Here is an 18504-nt window from a genome sequence, read left to right as displayed (position 1 = left end):
GAATAGGATTTTAAGCAACAAAAAATATAGGGAACAATCCATGAGAATATTATCGTTTCTCGCCGTTTTGATTACGGCGTTCTTTTCAATTGCATTTGCACAATCCCATGTTGAACGTGGCGCAGTTATTTTTCCGGAAAATATTAATTATAATCCGGATATCCCAAGACCCGCGGAAATTATTGGCCACCCACTTGGTCACCGTGTTGCCCGTCATGATTTATTACTTGAATATATGCGAACGCTTGGGGAAAAATCTGACCGCGTTAAAGTTGAAACGATCGCCAAAACCCACGAAGGGCGCGATATTCTGATGTTAACGGTGACGTCACCGGAAAATATGGCCCGTCTTGATGAAATTAAAGCGGCCCACGTTGCCTTAAGTGATCCAAATTCAGATATTCAGGTGAGCGATGATATGCCTGTGGTCACATGGTTAAATTACGGTGTTCACGGTGCAGAGGTCAGTTCCACTGATAGTTCCATGGCGGTTGCATACTATCTTGCGGCGGCGCAGGGTGAATATATTGAAGAAACACTGAAAAATAGTGTTGTTTTAATCATTGCTATTTTTAATCCGGACGGTAACGCCCGCCAAAGCGCGTGGAACCATATGCATGGATCACAAGTGCCCATCACCGATCCCAATGGCCGCAATCATAATACATATTGGCCAGGCGGTCGCACCAACCATTATTGGTTTGATTTAAACCGACAATGGCTTTTACAAACACAGCCGGGACCACAAGGGTGGGTCGCGAAATTCCATGAATGGATGCCAAACATCAGCGTTGACCACCATGAAATGGGCACAAACAGCACATTTTATATCCCGCCGGGGGTGCCGGGCCGTACATTCCCGATGATCCCGACAGAATCCATTGATTTATTAGAGGAAGTCACAGATCGCCCGCGCGATTTTATGGATAGCGAAGCCCGCATGTATTTCAGCGAAGAAGGATATGATAATTTTTATATCGGTAAGGGCGCCACATATCCGCATATGAACGGCAGCATCGGCCTGTTATTTGAGCAAGCCCGCACCCTTGGTGATGTGGATACCATCCACGGCAAAATGTCATTCCGAGATAACGTGCGTACTTACCTGAACATCAGCCTTTCCATCGTGAAAGCGGGACTTGAACTGCGCCCACGATTACTCGATTACCAAAAACGCTTCTACGCACAAGGCCAGGATATGGCAGCGGATGATGATATCAAGGGCTATATTTTCGCATCCCCGAAAGATAAAGCACGCAGTTATCATTTCCGTAAATTGTTGGACCGCCATCAAATTGACGTCAATGTCATGGATAATGATGTGACCATTGATGGCTTTACATATAAAGCAGGCGAAAGTTACATGGTGAAAACGGATCAACGCCAATATACGTTGATCAAGGGTATGTTTGAAAAAATCACCACCTTTGAAAATAATACTTTCTATGATGTTTCCGGTTTCACAGCACCGCTAGCATTCGGTATGGATTATGCCCCCGTTGGAAGCCGCACACTTGATAATGCGGGTGAAATCATAAAACCAACATTCGAAAGCGCACCGGTGCCAGAACGCGCATCCGCCGCATACGTTTTTGAATGGAACGAATACTATTCACCGCGTGCGCTTAACCGATTATTACAAGCGGGTGTTCGTCCGAAAGTATCAACAAAACCGATTATGATGGATACATCCGATGGCAGACAAGAACTCGGATACGGCAGTATTATTGTTTCCACTGGCTGGCAAGGTAGCGAGCTTTCCGATGATGAGCTTTATTCACTGATGGCAACCATCGCCAAAGAAGACGGCATTAAAATTCACGCGACAAGCAGTTTCAGAACCGCATCTGCGGGTATGGACTTGGGCAGCCGCAATATATTGCCCATCGAAAAGCCAAATATCCTGCTTTTAGTTGGCGAAGGAACCCGTGCCTATGACGCGGGTGAGGTTTGGCACCTGCTTGATTACCGCATGAATATTCCAGTGGTGCTTTATGATAAACGTAATCTATCGCGTTTGGATTTAACCGATTATACCCACATTATTATGGTGGGCGGCACATATAACAATGATGACGCATTAAACAATAAAATCAGGAACTGGGTCCGCAGCGGCGGCACCATCATTGCCCACCGCCAAGGGGCCAAATGGGCCGGTGAAACCCTTCTTAATTTAATAGATGACAATGAAACTTATCCACTTGATCGTCAAGATTACGCATCCCGCGTTCCAAACGAAGTGGAAAATATCGTTGGCGGCGCGATTATGCGCGGTGACTTGGATAACACACATCCAATTGGTTATGGCTATAACAGACGCGAAATATATACGCACCGCGATACGTTAATCGCATTTGATAAGCCAGAAAACCCATACGCCACCGTGGTGAAAATTCCGGAAAATGCCCTCGCGTCCGGCTTTGCATCAAGTGATAATCAATCAAGATTAGCTGGCAAAGCAAATGTGATCGCGGAAAGGTTAGGCCAAGGATCAGTAATCCTGTTTGCCAACAACCCGAATTTCCGGGCTTACTTCTACGGATCAAATAAAATGTTCTTAAACAGTATTTATTTCTCGAAAGCCTTCGTCAGGCCTCGGAATTAATCCGGTCTTTATCTTCATCAATTAATTTCTGCGGCAATCTTTTTATAAAGAATGCCGCAGCGATCAAGAATGTTACCCCCTCTGCGACAGGCAGGGCAATGAACATACCGATATTTCCAATCCAGAGCGGCAAGATCAACAAACATATTGCCGGAAGCACAAAGCTTCTGGAAAAAGCAATGACAGTTGACTGAAACGCCTTATGCATGGATGTAAAATAAGTCGAAAGCAAAATATTTAACCCGACAAACAAGAATGCCGGCCATATATAAATCAAAAATTCGGCGGCAATTTCTCGTGTTCTAATTTCGTCTTCCTGCAAGAAAATGCTAATCAACATGTCTGGGAAAAAGATCATTGCTATGATCATTATAATTCCCACACTTAATGATGATATGGCAGCAATGCGCATAAAATCGATAATACGTTTTGCGTTACCTGCGCCGAAATTTTGACTAATGCTTGGCTGTAACGAGTCACACATTCCAACAATCACATAAAGTCCAACCATCCAGATATGATCAATGATGGATAGTGCCGCGACCCCCTCCGTCCCAAGACGCGTGATCATGACCCAGTTAAAAATTAGTACTGTCACACCAATGGATGCTTCGTTTGCAAATTCAGATATGCCATTTACATATGCTTTAAGCAATAGACGAATGTCCGTCATCGGCTTTGTGAATTTAAGCTTGGAATACTTTGTGAAAAAGTACGGAAACAAGATTACAAAATTGGTCACCATAGCTAGCCCTGTGGCGTATGCTGCACCCTCAATACCCCAACCGAATTCGGCAATGAATAACCAATCCAGAAAAATATTTACCGCAGCACCAAATATAAATGCACCTGACGCCAGTTCTGGCTGTCCATCAAGCCTGATGAAATAAAACGCCATAATTTCCATTACATAAAGCGGCGCAAATAACAAAATGATCCCTAGGTAAGTACTTAACATGCCCTCTAATTCATCGCCTTTTGCACCAAGGGCGATTATCAGTTCATTAAAGAAAATCATACTTAGAAGGAATAAAAGAAGCGCACTAATTACACCAATAATAATTGTACTGGTGAATACAGCATTAGCCTGTTCGCGTTTTTTGCGACCAATTAATTTCCCGCATACGACTGAGCCACCCACGCTGATCAGCATACTAACAGCAAAGAACGTGGTGAGTGCCGGAATAGAAAGATTAACAGTCGCCAGAGCAATCTGTCCCACATAATTTCCAAGGAATATCGCATCCACAAAACCCGCAGACGAAATCGCCAGAAATCCGATAATTTCCGGTAAGGCATAACGCCAGAATACGGTATTTACATTACCGTTTATAGGGTCCCGATTGTTAATCACTTGGTTCATGGCTTACTTTCCAAAAAACAATTGGCGAAGACTACAGAGAAGCATAATTCTTGTAAACAGATTTCGGCTTCCCTGCGGGACCGTATAGAAGTGATTAGCTTTTTAAGTATTGAACGGGATTAACGGCGCGTGACCCTTTGCGCATTTCAAAATGAAGTTGTGGGCGTGTGACACGGCCCGTCTGGCCGACTTTCGCAATGACATCTCCGCGCTTAACCTGATCCCCTTTTTTCACCATCAGGCTATCGTTGTGGGCGTAAGCAGTGACCCAGCCATTCTGGTGCTTAATCAACACCAAATTACCATAACCCGCCAGTTTATTATCCGCATGCACAACAACACCACTTTCCGATGCATATACATTGCTTCCTTCTGGGGCAGCGATATTGATACCGTCATTATGGTAGCCCGCCTGTTTTGGACCAAAATTGGATAGCACCCGCCCTTTAATCGGCCACATGAACCCCTTCCCGGTGATTTGGGGTGGTGGTGCAATTGCAACTTGTGTAGGGCGCGCGGATGACGCACTTCTTCCGGGCAAGTTTAATTTTTGCCCGACATTAAGGGCATATGGTGATTTAAGGTTATTAAGCTTAACCAGTTCACTCATTTGAACGCCGTTGGCACGCGACACACCATAAACAGTATCTCCGCGCTTTACGGTATATGTTGATCCGGCGGGTATTTTTAACGTCTGCCCCGAATTAAGCATATAAGGCGGACGTAGGTTATTGCTATTGATAATCGACCGGACGGATACACCGTATTTCCGTGAAATCGCATAAACCGTATCCCCTCGCCCAACACGTACAGTTGATGTGCCACTGGCCACAACCTGCCTTCCTGGAACAGCGGGTTTCGTTCTTGGCGTTGGAATTGGGACCGGAGTATTTCTTGATGATGCGCTGCTTTGATAGGTACTGTTCGGGCTATTGACATGTGAATATGGGTATGGCCCCTCGCTATCATAACCGAGCGAACACCCCGTCATGATCAGCGCCATTATAAACAGCAATAAGAATTTTATTCGCTTAAATTCTAAACACATCATAGCGAAACTATAACAGTCATTCCGATGAATGCACAATACCAGAAAGTAGTGGCACAAATTTTACCGGCAATAATGTTTTTACATCAAAATCATCACCCGTTCTGGTAATGCGGACAATATGTTGCGTTTCGTCCTGCGCGCCAACAGGAATAACCATGATGCCGCCGTCTTTTAATTGATATAAAAGATCGTCCGGAATTTCTTCGCCAGCCGCCGTCACCATGATACGGTCAAATGGCTGTTGTTCTTTCCAGCCTCGCATTCCATTACCAAAAAGCGTCGTGATATTATAAAGGCGTAGTTTTTTAAAAAGCGCCGTCGCACTTTCATAAAGCGGCAGGTGGCGTTCAACCGTAAATAACCGTCTGCATAATTTTGAAAGAATGGCCGCCTGATATCCGGATCCGGTTCCAATTTCCAGAACCTTATGCGTTTTTTCCAGTCTTAATTCCTGCGTCATATAGGCGACAACAAAAGGTTGGCTTATTGTTTGTTCGCTTTCAATAGGAAGTGCGGCATTTTCATATGCTTGCGCCCTTAAGAATGGCGCGATGAATTCTTCACGTGGAATTTCGGCAATAACATCAAGAACATCTTCATCTTTGATGCCCTGCTCACGCAGCCTCTTAAGCAATCGTTCCTTTTTATCATCCAGTGCAATATTCATATGACTTATGACGCTTTGATAACCTCTTGCCCGCCCATATATGGACGAAGTACTTCTGGAACAGTGATCGAACCATCAGCATTTTGATAATTTTCAAGTACGGCAACCATGGTACGGCCAACCGCAAGTCCCGACCCATTCAGTGTATGAACAAAGCGGGTTTTCTTGTCATTTTTCGGGCGGCAACGTGCCTTCATCCGGCGTGCCTGGAAATCACCCGTATTTGAACAGCTTGAAATTTCACGGTACATATCCTGCCCCGGTAGCCATACTTCAAGGTCATATGTTTTATGCGCTGCAAAGCCCATATCACCTGTACAAAGTTTCACCACACGGTAAGGAAGGTTCAATCTTTGAAGCACTTCTTCCGCGATACCCGTCATACGTTCCAGTTCATCATTTGATTGTTCAGGTGTCGTGACACTAACCATTTCCACTTTCTGGAATTGATGAAGACGGATCATACCGCGTGTATCACGCCCTGCTGATCCTGCTTCTGAACGGTAACAACTGCTTAAACATGTAAAGCGCATTGGAAGCTTTTCTTCCTCTACTATACTTTCACGCACAAGGTTTGTAAGTGGCACCTCACCCGTCGGGATTAAATAATGATCCGATGTCGTTTTAAACAGATCTTCTTCGAATTTCGGTAGCTGGCTTGTGCCATATAAGGCCTGATCACGCACCAAAAGCGGCACTGAAACTTCCTCGTAACCAAATTCTGTCGTATGCATATCCAGCATAAATGCCGCAAGTGCACGTTCAAGTTTCGCAAGATCAGAACGTAAAAGCACAAAACGCGCGCCTGACATTTTTGCGGCACCTTCAAAATCCATTTGACCAAGGTCTTCACCCAAATCGAAATGTTGTTTCGGTTCAAAATCAAATGACGGGATATCACCCCATTTGCGAATTTCCAGATTGTCATCTTCGCTTTCACCATCCGGAACATCATCATCCGGAATATTATCAATTTTTGATAATGCAGCATTTAATTCTTCGGTAAGTGAACGCACATCTTCTTCCAGCGATCCCATTTTGGCTTTTAATTCACCAACTTTTTGGATGGCTTCCGATGCGTCCTCGCCTTTTGATTTGGCCATGCCGATGGCTTTGGATGCTTCGTTGCGTTGCGATTGACAATCCTGAAGTTCTGTTTGCTTTGATCTTAGCTCTGTGTCCATGGCAAGCAACGCAGCAGATTGCGGTTCCATACCACGACGGCCCCAAGCCGCATCAAATTTTTCAGGGTTCTCACGAATTGCTTTAATATCAAACATCGGCTTGGTCTTCGTTCTTTATTGTTAATCTAATTAGGATAATTGAAATTTCATATAGTGCGATGATCGGTATCGCAAGCAGTAACTGACTTAATGGATCAGGTGGTGTCATAAACATGGCAAAAACAAACGCGCCAAGAATGGCATACCTTCTTTTTCCTGCAAGTCCTTCTGGGGTGATGATGCCCGCACGGGCCAAAAGCAATAACAACACCGGAAGTTGGAAGCTAAGTGCGAACGCAAACATCAAAAGAATTGTCAGTGATAAATATTCACGCACCGCAGGCAGTGACTGAATTTGAAGGCTCGCTTGATTGGCGAGTTCACCCGCCATTTCCGGCGCCACTTCAAATGACATAAAGAAACCCCATGCGCGTGGGATAACAATATAATATGCCATTGCCGCCCCAAGGGTGAATAACACCGGGGTCGCAAGAAGAAACGGTAAGAACGCTTTCTTTTCATTTTGATATAGACCCGGCGCCACAAATTTCCAGATTTGCATTGCAAGCATTGGGAATGTCACACAAAGCGCCACATAGAAAGCCAAACGGATATTCACGAAGAACTTATCCTGAAGCCCGGTAAAGATCATTGTTGGCTCTTTACCGTTTTCACGGGCAATATCCACGAATGGCTGCGCTAGGAAATTATAGATATTATCGGCAAAGTAAAAACAGACACCAAACGCGATAATAATATAAACGATACACCAGATCAGACGTGATCTTAGTTCAATAAGATGATCAAGCAGCGGTGCTGAGCTTTGATCAAGATCGTCTTCTGTTGCTTGATCACTCATTCACTTTACTCTTATCTTCTGCTTCTTCTGGAACGTCAACAGCCACGTCTTCCTCAACGACTGGTTCTTCAGTGGCTTGCTCTTCTACCTTTTCGGCGTCTTCTTCAGTTGCATCATCTTCTTTATCGGAAGCAGAAGAATCGTCATAATATCCATCATAATCATACTGGTCATAATCATATTCATCATAATCGGAAAAATCAGGCTTTGATTCTGAAGATGAAGATGTGGATGTTGTTGATGACGATGAACTATTGTTATCATCTATCTTAACATTACCCGCTTCATTTAATTTGCGGGTAACAGCCTCTAGCTCGACTTCGTCCGCCATTTTCTTCATTCCTGCTTGGAACTCGCTTCCCATTTCACGGACTTTATTAATCATGCCCATAACAGAACGAATTACTTTCGGCAGGTCTTTCGGTCCCACCACCACAATGGCAAGGACCGCAACGATAAACAGTTCCTGAAAACCAACATCAAACATTATTGATATGACCTAATTGTATGATTGTCTTTAAGTAAGCTTATTCAGCTTTCTCTTTTTTATCTTCAGATGCTGTTTCTGAATCTTGTTTTGTAACCTGTGGGTTATCATTTTTTGCTTCTGGCTCGTCATCTGCGATACCTTTTTTGAAGCTTTTGATACCTTGAGCAACATCGCCCATTAAAGCTGAAATTTTTCCACGGCCGAATAGTAGAATTAACAAAACAACTACGATGATGATTTGTGGTAAACTAGGTGACATATTTTTTCTCTCCTAAAATGCAATTATCCTCCACACACACGGAGGCGCTTTTCACGCAAAAGATCGACGATCTTGAACAGGAAATCAACAGAAAATATAAATTAAGAGATTACCTGCTCCTCAGAACTGCTTTCATCATCATCCATCGGCAGGTCGGGTTGCTCTTCGTTCGGAATATCGTCGCTTAAAAGGTTAAGTCTTGAGGTGTTCACATTCTCTAAGAAACCTGCAGCTTTAAGCTCCGCTATACCTGGTAGGTCTTTTACACTATTTAATCCAAAGTGTACAAGGAAATCTTCAGTTGTGCCGTAAGTCATTGGTCTGCCTGGTGTTCTGCGGCGCCCTTTTGGTTTAATCCATAAGGCTTCCATTAATACATCAAGCGTTCCTTTACTAACACCAACACCGCGCACTTCTTCAATCTCGGCACGTGTTACAGGTTGGTGATATGCAATAATCGCAAGCGTTTCCACCGCCGCGCGGGAAAGTTTTCTTTCTTTTTCTTCTTCTTTACGAAGTAAAAATGCAAGATCAGATGCCGTTTGGAACATCCATTTTCCAGCGACCTCAACCAAGTTTACACCTGATTCTTTATATTTTTCTTGTAGCTGTTTTAAAATATCTTCTACGTCCGATCCTTCCGAGAGCTGCTCGGCAAGTGCGATCGATGAAAGCGGTCTGTCTGATGCAAATAAAAGTGCCTCGCAAATTCGCATTTGTTCATGAATTTCCATATTACTCACGTCCCTCACTCTCGTCTCGTTTTCTTCCTCTGATAAACAGTGGGCCAAATAATTGTTTTTGTACGATCTCTGCCTTGCCGTTTTTCGCAAGTTCCAGACTTGCTGTAAACATACTTGCTTTTGCCGACCTGATCACTTGCGGATCATCAATATCATCCGGCATAAATTGCGACAGGTCCGTCCAGTCAAGAGCAAGCCCAAGCATACCGGATAATCTTTCAATTGCTTTATCCAGTGTATAAACGGCGCGTTTATGAATTCGTATATCTGCGGCGACACCGCGAATTTTATGTTCTGAATATGCGGTCAGCAGTTCATAGAGACTTAATTCATATGTATGATGTCGTTCCACAATCACCGGTTCCGGTGCACCACGGGCAAACATATCACGGCCCATCTGGTTTCTGGACATAAGCTCTGCCGCGCGTTCGCGGATAGCGTTTAAGCGCTGCAATTGATGCGTCAGTCTTGCCGCGAGCTCTTCTGCGGAAAGTTCGTTTTCATTTTCTTCTTCCGGCAGTAACAATCTAGATTTCAGATAAGCAAGCCACGCTGCCATCACAAGATAATCCGCCGCAAGTTCCAGTCTTACTTTTCTGGCTTCCTGCACAAATTCAAGATATTGTTTCACAAGTTCCAAAATGGAAATTTGTTTTAAATCCACCTTCTGCGTTCTCGCAAGCGCAAGCAGAACATCAAGCGGCCCTTCAAAACCATCGATATCGACAATAAGACGCTCTTCTTCCGGCACGTCATCCATCTTGGCAAGACGCGGGTCCGGCAGTTCAAATTCGTCAATTTCGTTATCGTGTTCTTCGTTCATTTAAAATAAATTCGCTAATCCCTGCGCCCATTCCAACATTATTTGAACAGGCGGCATAACAATATACTGGAAAATATTAATATTCAAACCGAGATATCGTCCACCTACCGGAATGATAAATAAAGCCATGATAATGATCAACATTCCATATGGCTCAAGTCGGGCAAGCGGCCTTGATAATGGGTATGGCAACACACCAACCGCCACACGACCACCATCAAGCGGTGGAATCGGCAACATATTAAATACTGCTAGAATGGCGTTGATAATAATCATATTCACAAGATTTTGACCAACCCATTCATTGGCGATACCCGGCACATATTCAATAAAATTTAGAAAAATTGCCGACATTACAAGCAGAAATATATTCGCGCCCGGCCCCGCAAGTGCCACCAATACACTGTCGCGGCGTGGGTTATTCAGCCTATTAAATTGAACGGGGACCGGTTTTGCATATCCGAACATAAACCCGGAACCACTTAATAATAAAATAAGCGGTAATATCACCGTCCCAAATGGATCAATATGGCTTATCGGGTTAAATGTAACACGGCCAAGCATTTTGGCGGTATTGTCACCAAGTTTCCATGCGGTCCATGCATGCGCTGCTTCATGCAGCGTAATTGCGAACAAAAGCGGCAGCGCCCAAACGGATATATTCACCATTATTTCAGACATTGAACAACCCTTTCGTTAGATCCAACAATTGCGCATATTGTTCATTAGCATCAAATGATTTCATATTTTCTGACTTCACAAAATATGTTCTTAATCGCTGATACTCATTGTCATTTAATTCTTCCGTTGCCATCAACGTATCTCTTCGTTCATCAAGCGTACCATTACAATGAAGCGCAATATCACAGCCGGCATTTAGTGCATCAACCGCATTTTCAGCGGCTGATTTATTTAATGCCTTCATCGATAAGTCATCGGAACAAAGAACACCTTTAAAGCCAATCTCATCTCTAATCACATCAGAAATTATTTTTTTGGAAATGGTGCCGCAATAATCAGGGTCAATATCGCTATAAATTACATGGGCCGTCATGGCGCATGGCATTTCGTTTAATGCTTTAAATGGAACGAAATCAGTTTCACGTAAGGTGTCGATATCGGTATCCACAATCGGTAATGATAAATGACTATCCACATCGGCGCGTCCATGACCTGGAATGTGTTTGATAATTGGTGTTACACCCATTTCCATCATGGCCTCTGCCCCAGCGCGTGATAGTTCAATAATTTTGTCAGTCGTTCTACCGAAGGATCGATCACCAATAACCTTATCTGCACCATCAAAAAGAATATCCAAAACCGGATAACAGTCTACATTGATGCCACATTCAAGAAGGTCATTTGCCATAAGTGACGCATGGATAGAAACGGCACTGATGGCATCATTTTTATTTTGATCATAAAGCTCCGCATAAACGGCCGCGGATGGATATTTTCTCCAATTTGGTGGGCCAAGGCGCGCGACCCGTCCCCCTTCCTGATCAATCAGGATCGGGATATTTTCATCACCCGTAACATCACGCATTTGGTCCGTCAGTCTTTTTAACTGCTCTGGATTATCGCAATTTCTTTTAAAAAGGATAAAGCCAAACGGCTTAAATTCACGGAACAAATCCCACTCTTCAGTGGTAAATTCAAGTCCCGCAACATCTGATACAACGGGTCTTACCATCTATTTGGTTACCACCATGCATGATTGATTGTTTTTCTTTATTGCATCACAAATATTATCTGCAGCACTGCGGTTAGCGATCATGCCACCGCGCACACGATAAAGTACGCCACGCGCACCAAGATCAACGCGCATATATGTGGGGTTTAGGTTCGCAAGTGCGGAACTGTTTTTTGATTTCACTTGGTTCCAATGGGTTTCGGCTTTTGCCTTATCAGCGAATGCGCCAACCTGCACCATAAAGTCACCAACTGGCGCCGGTGGTGGGGCCGGTTTGGTTTCTGGCGTTTCTTGCGCAGTTTCTTCGGCGACTTCCACTTCTTCTTCAGTTGCTTCTTCTGCTGGCTCTATTGTTTCTGCTACAGGACGCTTTAATGGAATTTCTGAACTCGCCGCAAGTACATCATCATTTTCTTGCGGCAGATTATCAACACGGTCAAATACTTCACGATCCTGAAACGGAATTTCTTTACCGCCCGGATCATCCGGTTTTTCTTTCACAATGGAATTATCAGCACGCACAACCGGGACTGGGCCGCCCTCGTCAACCTCGGACGTATAGCTTGCCCAAATCATCCCCGCAAAACCAAGAAGCACAACAGCACTAAGGCCCACCAGCAACATTTTTCTTTTTTTATAAAGACCTTCGTTTGCAAATTCTTCCGGTAACGGTCGCAACCATGAAGCATTTTCAGGATCGTGCTGGCTCAATTATTTGCTCCTTATATTTTTTAGTCCGGCTTACATTTCATTTACTGGCTCAACCCCCAGAATATTTAATCCTGCCGCAATGATCATGGAAAATGCCTTAATCATTGCAAGACGTGCCAGTGTCAGGTCCGCATTATTATCAATAATGAATCGCAGATCAACCCTGTCATTACCCTTATTCCAAAGCGCATGGAATTCTGACGCCAGATCATAAAGATAATATGAAATGCGGTGCGGTTCATTTGCCGCTGCTGCACTTTCCACAATACGCGGCCAATTCACCATCGTTTTGATAAGCGCAAGTTCACTTTCATCGGTTAAAAGCGATAAATCAGCCGATTTTAAGGCCGCATCTGATAAATCAACGCCTTGTAACGCATCCGCCGCTTTTTTCAGAACCGAATAAACGCGGGCGTGGCCATATTGCACATAAAATACCGGATTATCTTTTGATTGTTCGGTTACTTTTGTGAAATCAAATTCTAAGGACGCATCATTTTTACGGGTTAACATGATGAAACGAACAACATCTTTGCCGACCTCATCCACAATATCGCGAAGAGTTATGAAATTTCCGGAACGTTTTGACATTTTCACCGGTTCACCGTCACGCATTAATTTCACCATTTGACAAAGACGCACATCAAGTTCCGCATTGCCATCTGATAATGCTGTTAACACCGATTGTACACGTTTCACATATCCACCGTGATCCGCACCCCAAATATCAATTTGCTGGTTAAAACCGCGATCCATTTTATTTTTATGATAAGCAACATCAGCAGCAAAATATGTCCAGGCGCCATCTGATTTCTTTAACGCGCGGTCAACATCATCACCAAATTCAGTTGATTTGAATAATGTTTGTGGGCGTTCTTCCCAATCATCCGGAAGCTTTCCTTTTGGGGCGTCAAGTACACCTGTGTAAATCAGGCCTTTTTCTTCTAATGCTTCAAGGCCTTTTTGAATATCACCATTATCATGCAGGCTTTTTTCAGAGAAAAAGACCTCATGTTTAATACCTAGCGTTTCAAGGTCTTCACGTACCAAATCCATCATGGCGCTGCTTGCGAATGCTTTTAAATCTTCAAGCCATTCGCTTTCGTCTTTGCCTTTAAGACTATCACCATATTTTTCCACAAGCGCCTTACCCACAGGAATAAGATATTCGCCTGGATAAAGACCTTCAGGGATTTCACCGATATCTTCGCCTAATGCTTCAAGGTATCTTAAATGCGCTGAACGCGCGAGCGTATTGATCTGCCCCCCCGCGTCATTGATATAATATTCTTTGGTCACGTCATAACCGACATGATCCAGAAGTGTTGCCAGCGCGTCACCAAAAACGGCACCACGACAATGACCAACATGCAGTGGTCCTGTCGGGTTTGCGGAAACGTATTCAACATTTACCTTTTCTTTATTTCCAAGATCACTACGACCGTAATCAACACCTTCTTGCAAAATCGTTGACACTTGGTTCTGAATAAAATCCTGTTTAAGGCGAATATTGATAAAACCTGGACCTGCTATTTCAACACTATCAACAGTATCAATGACACCTAAGCCATCAGCGATAAGGTCCGCAATATCGCGCGGTTTCATTTTGGCTTGTTTAACAAGAACCATCGCTGCATTGGTTGCAATATCACCGTGTGATGGGTCACGCGGTGCTTCAGCGGTAATATTGGACAGGTCCATATCAGTGGGTAATTTTTCTTCGTTGCCAAGCGATGTAATGACATCTTTGATGGCATTCTGGAAATCTTTAAAAATATTCATTTTCTAAATGTCTTTATAATTCAAACGTTGAAGTATCAAATAATCTTTGATGCTCTAGTAGCGCAAACCTGTCCGTCATACCAGCAATAAAATCAGCAACACGTCTTGCGCGTTCCGATGCCGTCGCATTTTCAAGCGATTTTTGCCATTCTGTTGGCAAACATTCCGGCTCAACCAAATAAAGGTTAAACAGATCTGTCACCACCCGTCTTGCCTTACTGGACATGCGATTTACCTTATAATGACGATACATATTCTTCATGAGGAATTTTTTCAATATATTATCTTGGTTTCTCATATTTTCTGAAAAATCAATCATGGCTTTACCCGCCCCACGAATATCATCAACTGTTTCCGGCGCAAGAGCTTTTAAATTAATCTGGCTATGAATTGTCACATCATTGACCATTTGGGCGATCAACCGTCTGGTCAATTCATGATGCATTTGCCCCTTTTCAATTTTACCGTAGTTATCGACAATATCTTTAAGTTTTTTACGGACAAGCGGCACTTCTGCCACTTGTTCTAGGGTTATTAATCCTGCCCTAAGCCCATCTGCCAGATCATGACTGTTATATGCAATGTCATCGGCGATGGCTGCTGCCTGTGCTTCCGCGCTCGCATAGGTATGTGGTTCAAGGTCGTGTTGCTCAAGATACCTGTTAAAATTCACATGTAGTTCTTTTGTATCACCCTCATACGCAACCAGCGGCCCGTTATGCTTTGCAAGCCCTTCAAGGGTATCCCACGTAAGATTTAACCCAGGGAAATCGGCATATCTATTTTCAAGTATTGTCACCACCCTTAAGGACTGCGCATTATGGTCAAATCCACCATATGGTTTAATGGCCTCATCAAGTGCTTCTTCGCCCACATGACCAAACGGCGTGTGGCCAAAATCATGGGCAAGCGCCAGCGCTTCGGTTACATCTTCATTAAGGCCAAGATTTCTTGCAATGCTTCTGCCGATTTGCGCTACTTCGATTGAATGGGTTAGACGGGTACGATAATAATCACCCACATGATGAACAAAAACTTGGGTTTTATGTTTCAATTTCCTAAATGCACCAGAATGAATGATACGGTCACGATCCCTTTGATATTCTGACCTGCGGTGGCTTTCTGTTTCGTTGTGCAATCGCCCGCGCGATTTTCCAGGGATTAGCGCATAAGGCGCTAAATTCTGTTCCGGATTAAAAATTTCAAAATCTGCCATGGAAACTTCTTTTTCTATCTCTAAAGGGTATTTTTCATCATAAGCCTTTTTGGTGGCTATTGACAATTCAATCGTTTAACATACATATAAATTCATACAGGGTATAATATTCAAGGTTTAAAAGAATATGACAAATGATAACACACCAGTAACACTTAGTGAAAGTGCAGCAAGGCGCATTAACACACTGGTCGAATCAAAAGGCAACAAAGATCTTAAATTCCGCATTTCCATTAATGGCGGCGGCTGCAGTGGTTTTCAATATGACTTCGCACTTGTTGAAGATAAACAAGACGACGACCTGGTCATTGAACGCGACGGTGCAACCATGCTCGTTGATGGATTATCAGTAATGTATTTGATGGGATCAGAAGTTGATTATACAGAAGAACTTGCCGGTTCCATGTTTGTTGTTAAAAACCCTAACGCGACCGCGTCATGCGGCTGCGGTTCATCATTCGCGGTATAATTTATGAAAATTGCTTCCTGGAACGTAAACTCGGTTAAAGCTCGCTTGCCGCGTGTCACCGAATGGCTATCTGAATTTCAACCTGATGTGGCCTTGTTTCAAGAATTAAAGTGCGTTGATGAAGCCTTTCCCCGCGTGGAAATAGAAGACCTTGGCTATAACGTGGAAACCCATGGCCAAAAAACTTATAACGGCGTTGCTATTCTTTCAAAACACCCGATCGAGGACGTTATGCGCGGTCTTCCTGGGGATGATAGCGACGAGCAATCCAGATATATCGAAGCGACCATCAATGGTGTCCGTGTTGCAAGCATTTACCTTCCAAACGGCAATCCGTTTCCGGGGCCAAAATTTGATTATAAAATCGGATGGATGGACCGCCTTGTAAAACGTGCTGAAGAATTGCTCACTTGGGAAGAAGATGTCGTTCTTTGTGGTGATTATAACGTTTGTCCAAAGGACGAAGATTGCTATGACATGGTACGTTTTGCAAATGATGCCCTAATTCAACCGGAATCGCGTGACCGCTTCTTCACACTCTTGAATTTAGGATATACAGACGCGCTTCGTGCTTTTACACCAAGTGGTCGTAATTATACATATTGGGATTATCAGGCGGGTGCTTGGCAAAAAGATAACGGCGTTAGAATTGACCATTTGTTACTTAGCCCTACTGCGGCTGATAAAGTGGTAAAATGCGATATTGACCGCACCCCAAGGGCAAAAGAAAGACCATCAGACCACACCCCGATCTGGTGCGAATTAAACGTTTAATTAGCTCTGGTTTCAAGTTTATCCACAAATTGTCCAAGCCAATCTTCAAGGCTTAATTCATTCATTTTGTATTCTTGAACATTACAATTTGGATCGATAAAACATTCACTAAACTGATCAATCGGCAGACCATCATTAACGATATCTTCCGGTGTCATTGCGACAACCATTCCTTCGCAGGTAGGGTTTAAGAGTAAAGCCAAACATTTTGCATGAAGCCCTTCATTTAAGACCGCCATCTTACCATTACTAAATATCAATTCATCATGATGTGCGTAGCCCGTTCTGGGGGATTTTTCCAATTTTTCATTATAAATATGTAGTGAAGTATCCTTTTTATTAGAAATAACTAATGTTGTATCAATTCTGGCATTTTTGGGTGTTGAAAATTCTTTTTCAAAAATTTTCATCGATCTTTCTTTATTCGACGACGGAAATGTATTTATCTCAATTATCGTGCCGCTCTCACGCCAAGATTTTGTAATATCTTTCGTGATATAATCAATGCCGGATACATCAAGCCGGAATGCTTTTGATACCTCTATGGCCATTGCTTGTACATCTGGATGCACCTGATCGATTTCAATTGTTTTAGAGGTAGCACCAAAATTAGCATGAGAAATTCTATTCAGAAATGCTTTTTCACCTTTTGCAGGGATTGAATTTACTGTTAAATTTGCATTTTGAAGTTCAGCCAATGAAAACTGGTCAATTTTTAAATCCTTAAGATATCCACCATTTTCACGATCTAAAAACCTCTTCTCATTCTCAATTCGTATTAATTCCTCGATCTTATTTTTTCCGTCCCCAACGACGTGCGCAGGCGTCATTTCAATTACAAAATTTATTTGTCCGCTCGCCACTTCAATCCGGTAAACAGCCCCTTCAACATATTTCTCAACAGCAATGTTGCCCGGTGACAACTGTTCGGCCAACTTATAGGCTGCTTGTGCTTGGTTTAGATTGCAAATATTGGCAGTAATCCCATTGCTACTACCTGCACCCAATGGTTTTATAACAACCGGAAAGCCAATTTTATTTATTGCGTTCAAACAACTTTCAAAATTCGGGGTCGTAATTTGTTCAGTCGTGGGATACCCTAACGTTTTAATAAAATGATTTGATTTCATTTTGCTATCCGACATTCTAAATCCGAATAGACTGTTTCGATCATTGCTCGCATGGCTATGAATTATAGCCTTATTACCCTGGCCATACGAATATTCAAACTGCCCCCCATCAATTAGATAAAAAGGAATATTCATTTCTTTTGCAGCAGAAAACATACCTTGAATTAAAGGACCTGCAACATTATTGGATAATAACAAAAACAACCTTTGGATCTGGTTATTTTGATTTGCTAATTTTTTTTCTTTAGATTTAATAATATTTGTAAATATGAAGGCTAATCGAATTGCACAATCAACGGCAACAACATTATTAAACTCTACTGCCAACTGATATTTACTTGAACCAATTTCCCTAATATCAATAGGTAAATTATAATTGACTTTATAAGAAAGAAACCTTCTCACCAATTCGATTATCAACTTATTAACATTAGAAATTTCAGGGCTGGAAATCATCTGATCTAACCCTATTAGTTCAGAAATGGACGGCGCAATTATCATGCGAAGTTTTTCCAAATCACTAATCGTTACCGTTAAATCATCATCAAAAATGCTTTTTGAAAACTCCACCACAATAATACGATTAGAGGAATATATATTCGGCCCATGATATATCTTGCTAATTATATTCACACCTGACACCCCA

At 42.9% G+C, this 18504-nt stretch carries 18 protein-coding genes; 3 read left to right on the top strand and 15 right to left on the bottom strand.

Annotated features, from left to right (window positions below):
* The first annotated feature begins 40 nt into the window (after positions 1-40).
* Positions 41-2605, top strand: a complete 2565-nt coding sequence (locus KW060_RS03700) for a M14 family zinc carboxypeptidase (protein ID WP_249035025.1) — start codon at positions 41-43, stop codon at positions 2603-2605.
* On the opposite strand, the gene KW060_RS03695 is transcribed toward KW060_RS03700, so the two are convergent.
* From KW060_RS03695 to KW060_RS03630, 14 genes are all read right to left on the bottom strand, one after another.
* Positions 2589-3968, bottom strand: coding sequence for an MATE family efflux transporter (locus KW060_RS03695; RefSeq protein ID WP_249035024.1), 1380 nt, complete (start codon positions 3966-3968; stop codon positions 2589-2591). The genes KW060_RS03700 and KW060_RS03695 overlap by 17 nt on opposite strands.
* A gap of 94 nt (positions 3969-4062) precedes the next feature.
* Positions 4063-4959: a M23 family metallopeptidase gene (locus tag KW060_RS03690; protein ID WP_249035023.1), complete on the bottom strand. Its 897-nt coding sequence runs from the start codon at positions 4957-4959 to the stop codon at positions 4063-4065.
* Between the two features lie 76 nt (positions 4960-5035).
* Positions 5036-5686 carry a protein-L-isoaspartate(D-aspartate) O-methyltransferase gene (locus KW060_RS03685; protein WP_249035022.1) on the bottom strand — a complete coding sequence of 217 codons (651 nt, stop codon included), beginning with the start codon at positions 5684-5686 and terminating at the stop codon, positions 5036-5038.
* Positions 5687-5691: 5 nt separating this feature from the next.
* Positions 5692-6966, bottom strand: coding sequence for a serine--tRNA ligase (gene serS / locus KW060_RS03680; RefSeq protein ID WP_249035021.1), 1275 nt, complete (start codon positions 6964-6966; stop codon positions 5692-5694).
* Positions 6959-7768 carry a twin-arginine translocase subunit TatC gene (gene tatC, locus KW060_RS03675; protein ID WP_249035020.1) on the bottom strand — a complete coding sequence of 270 codons (810 nt, stop codon included), beginning with the start codon at positions 7766-7768 and terminating at the stop codon, positions 6959-6961. The genes serS and tatC overlap by 8 nt, the downstream gene beginning before the upstream one ends.
* Positions 7761-8255 (bottom strand): Sec-independent protein translocase protein TatB, encoded by a 495-nt coding sequence (gene tatB, locus KW060_RS03670; protein WP_249035019.1) that lies wholly within the window; start codon positions 8253-8255, stop codon positions 7761-7763. Before tatB ends, tatC begins: the two co-directional genes overlap by 8 nt.
* 40 nt (positions 8256-8295) lie before the next feature.
* Complete coding sequence (locus KW060_RS03665; RefSeq protein ID WP_249035018.1) at positions 8296-8517, bottom strand: twin-arginine translocase TatA/TatE family subunit; 222 nt, start codon at positions 8515-8517, stop codon at positions 8296-8298.
* A gap of 101 nt (positions 8518-8618) precedes the next feature.
* Entirely contained in the window at positions 8619-9251 is a 633-nt protein-coding gene (scpB, locus tag KW060_RS03660) for an SMC-Scp complex subunit ScpB (RefSeq protein WP_249035631.1), read from the bottom strand.
* Position 9252: 1 nt separating this feature from the next.
* Entirely contained in the window at positions 9253-10083 is an 831-nt protein-coding gene (locus KW060_RS03655) for a segregation and condensation protein A (RefSeq protein WP_249035017.1), read from the bottom strand.
* Positions 10084-10764 (bottom strand): site-2 protease family protein, encoded by a 681-nt coding sequence (locus tag KW060_RS03650; RefSeq protein WP_249035016.1) that lies wholly within the window; start codon positions 10762-10764, stop codon positions 10084-10086. It abuts the gene before it with no gap.
* Positions 10757-11776 carry a beta-N-acetylhexosaminidase gene (nagZ, locus tag KW060_RS03645; RefSeq protein ID WP_249035015.1) on the bottom strand — a complete coding sequence of 340 codons (1020 nt, stop codon included), beginning with the start codon at positions 11774-11776 and terminating at the stop codon, positions 10757-10759. The genes KW060_RS03650 and nagZ overlap by 8 nt, the downstream gene beginning before the upstream one ends.
* Positions 11777-12487 carry an SPOR domain-containing protein gene (locus KW060_RS03640; RefSeq protein WP_249035014.1) on the bottom strand — a complete coding sequence of 237 codons (711 nt, stop codon included), beginning with the start codon at positions 12485-12487 and terminating at the stop codon, positions 11777-11779. It lies immediately after the preceding gene.
* Positions 12488-12517: 30 nt separating this feature from the next.
* On the bottom strand, positions 12518-14269 hold the full coding sequence (gene argS / locus KW060_RS03635) for an arginine--tRNA ligase (protein ID WP_249035013.1): 1752 nt from the start codon (positions 14267-14269) through the stop codon (positions 12518-12520).
* Positions 14270-14282: 13 nt separating this feature from the next.
* Entirely contained in the window at positions 14283-15485 is a 1203-nt protein-coding gene (locus KW060_RS03630; protein WP_249035012.1) for a deoxyguanosinetriphosphate triphosphohydrolase, read from the bottom strand.
* 127 nt (positions 15486-15612) lie between these two features.
* On the opposite strand from KW060_RS03630, the gene erpA reads away from it, so the two are divergent.
* Positions 15613-15954: an iron-sulfur cluster insertion protein ErpA gene (gene erpA, locus KW060_RS03625; protein ID WP_249035011.1), complete on the top strand. Its 342-nt coding sequence runs from the start codon at positions 15613-15615 to the stop codon at positions 15952-15954.
* A gap of 3 nt (positions 15955-15957) precedes the next feature.
* On the top strand, positions 15958-16728 hold the full coding sequence (gene xth, locus KW060_RS03620) for an exodeoxyribonuclease III (protein ID WP_249035010.1): 771 nt from the start codon (positions 15958-15960) through the stop codon (positions 16726-16728).
* Here xth and KW060_RS03615 read toward each other — a convergent pair.
* Complete coding sequence (locus tag KW060_RS03615; protein WP_249035009.1) at positions 16725-18491, bottom strand: hypothetical protein; 1767 nt, start codon at positions 18489-18491, stop codon at positions 16725-16727. The genes xth and KW060_RS03615 overlap by 4 nt on opposite strands.
* Positions 18492-18504: the final 13 nt, after the last annotated feature.

It is taken from the genome of Pseudemcibacter aquimaris (assembly GCF_028869115.1).
GTDB classification, from domain to species: Bacteria; Pseudomonadota; Alphaproteobacteria; order Sphingomonadales; family Emcibacteraceae; genus Pseudemcibacter; species Pseudemcibacter aquimaris.
Note: the sequence above shows the minus strand (reverse complement) of the source record. Positions and strands in the feature narration are given on the sequence as shown.

Coding starts and splice junctions, on each gene's coding strand:
- KW060_RS03630 (WP_249035012.1), bottom strand. CDS start 15,485: ATGGCAGATTTTGAAATTTTTAATCCGGAACAGAATTTAGCGCCTTAT.
- nagZ (WP_249035015.1), bottom strand. CDS start 11,776: ATGGTAAGACCCGTTGTATCAGATGTTGCGGGACTTGAATTTACCACT.
- KW060_RS03665 (WP_249035018.1), bottom strand. CDS start 8,517: ATGTCACCTAGTTTACCACAAATCATCATCGTAGTTGTTTTGTTAATT.
- tatB (WP_249035019.1), bottom strand. CDS start 8,255: ATGTTTGATGTTGGTTTTCAGGAACTGTTTATCGTTGCGGTCCTTGCC.
- KW060_RS03685 (WP_249035022.1), bottom strand. CDS start 5,686: ATGAATATTGCACTGGATGATAAAAAGGAACGATTGCTTAAGAGGCTG.
- KW060_RS03700 (WP_249035025.1), top strand. CDS start 41: ATGAGAATATTATCGTTTCTCGCCGTTTTGATTACGGCGTTCTTTTCA.
- scpB (WP_249035631.1), bottom strand. CDS start 9,251: ATGGAAATTCATGAACAAATGCGAATTTGCGAGGCACTTTTATTTGCA.
- erpA (WP_249035011.1), top strand. CDS start 15,613: ATGACAAATGATAACACACCAGTAACACTTAGTGAAAGTGCAGCAAGG.
- KW060_RS03690 (WP_249035023.1), bottom strand. CDS start 4,959: ATGACGGGGTGTTCGCTCGGTTATGATAGCGAGGGGCCATACCCATAT.
- KW060_RS03650 (WP_249035016.1), bottom strand. CDS start 10,764: ATGTCTGAAATAATGGTGAATATATCCGTTTGGGCGCTGCCGCTTTTG.
- tatC (WP_249035020.1), bottom strand. CDS start 7,768: ATGAGTGATCAAGCAACAGAAGACGATCTTGATCAAAGCTCAGCACCG.
- serS (WP_249035021.1), bottom strand. CDS start 6,966: ATGTTTGATATTAAAGCAATTCGTGAGAACCCTGAAAAATTTGATGCG.
- KW060_RS03655 (WP_249035017.1), bottom strand. CDS start 10,083: ATGAACGAAGAACACGATAACGAAATTGACGAATTTGAACTGCCGGAC.
- argS (WP_249035013.1), bottom strand. CDS start 14,269: ATGAATATTTTTAAAGATTTCCAGAATGCCATCAAAGATGTCATTACA.
- KW060_RS03695 (WP_249035024.1), bottom strand. CDS start 3,968: ATGAACCAAGTGATTAACAATCGGGACCCTATAAACGGTAATGTAAAT.
- xth (WP_249035010.1), top strand. CDS start 15,958: ATGAAAATTGCTTCCTGGAACGTAAACTCGGTTAAAGCTCGCTTGCCG.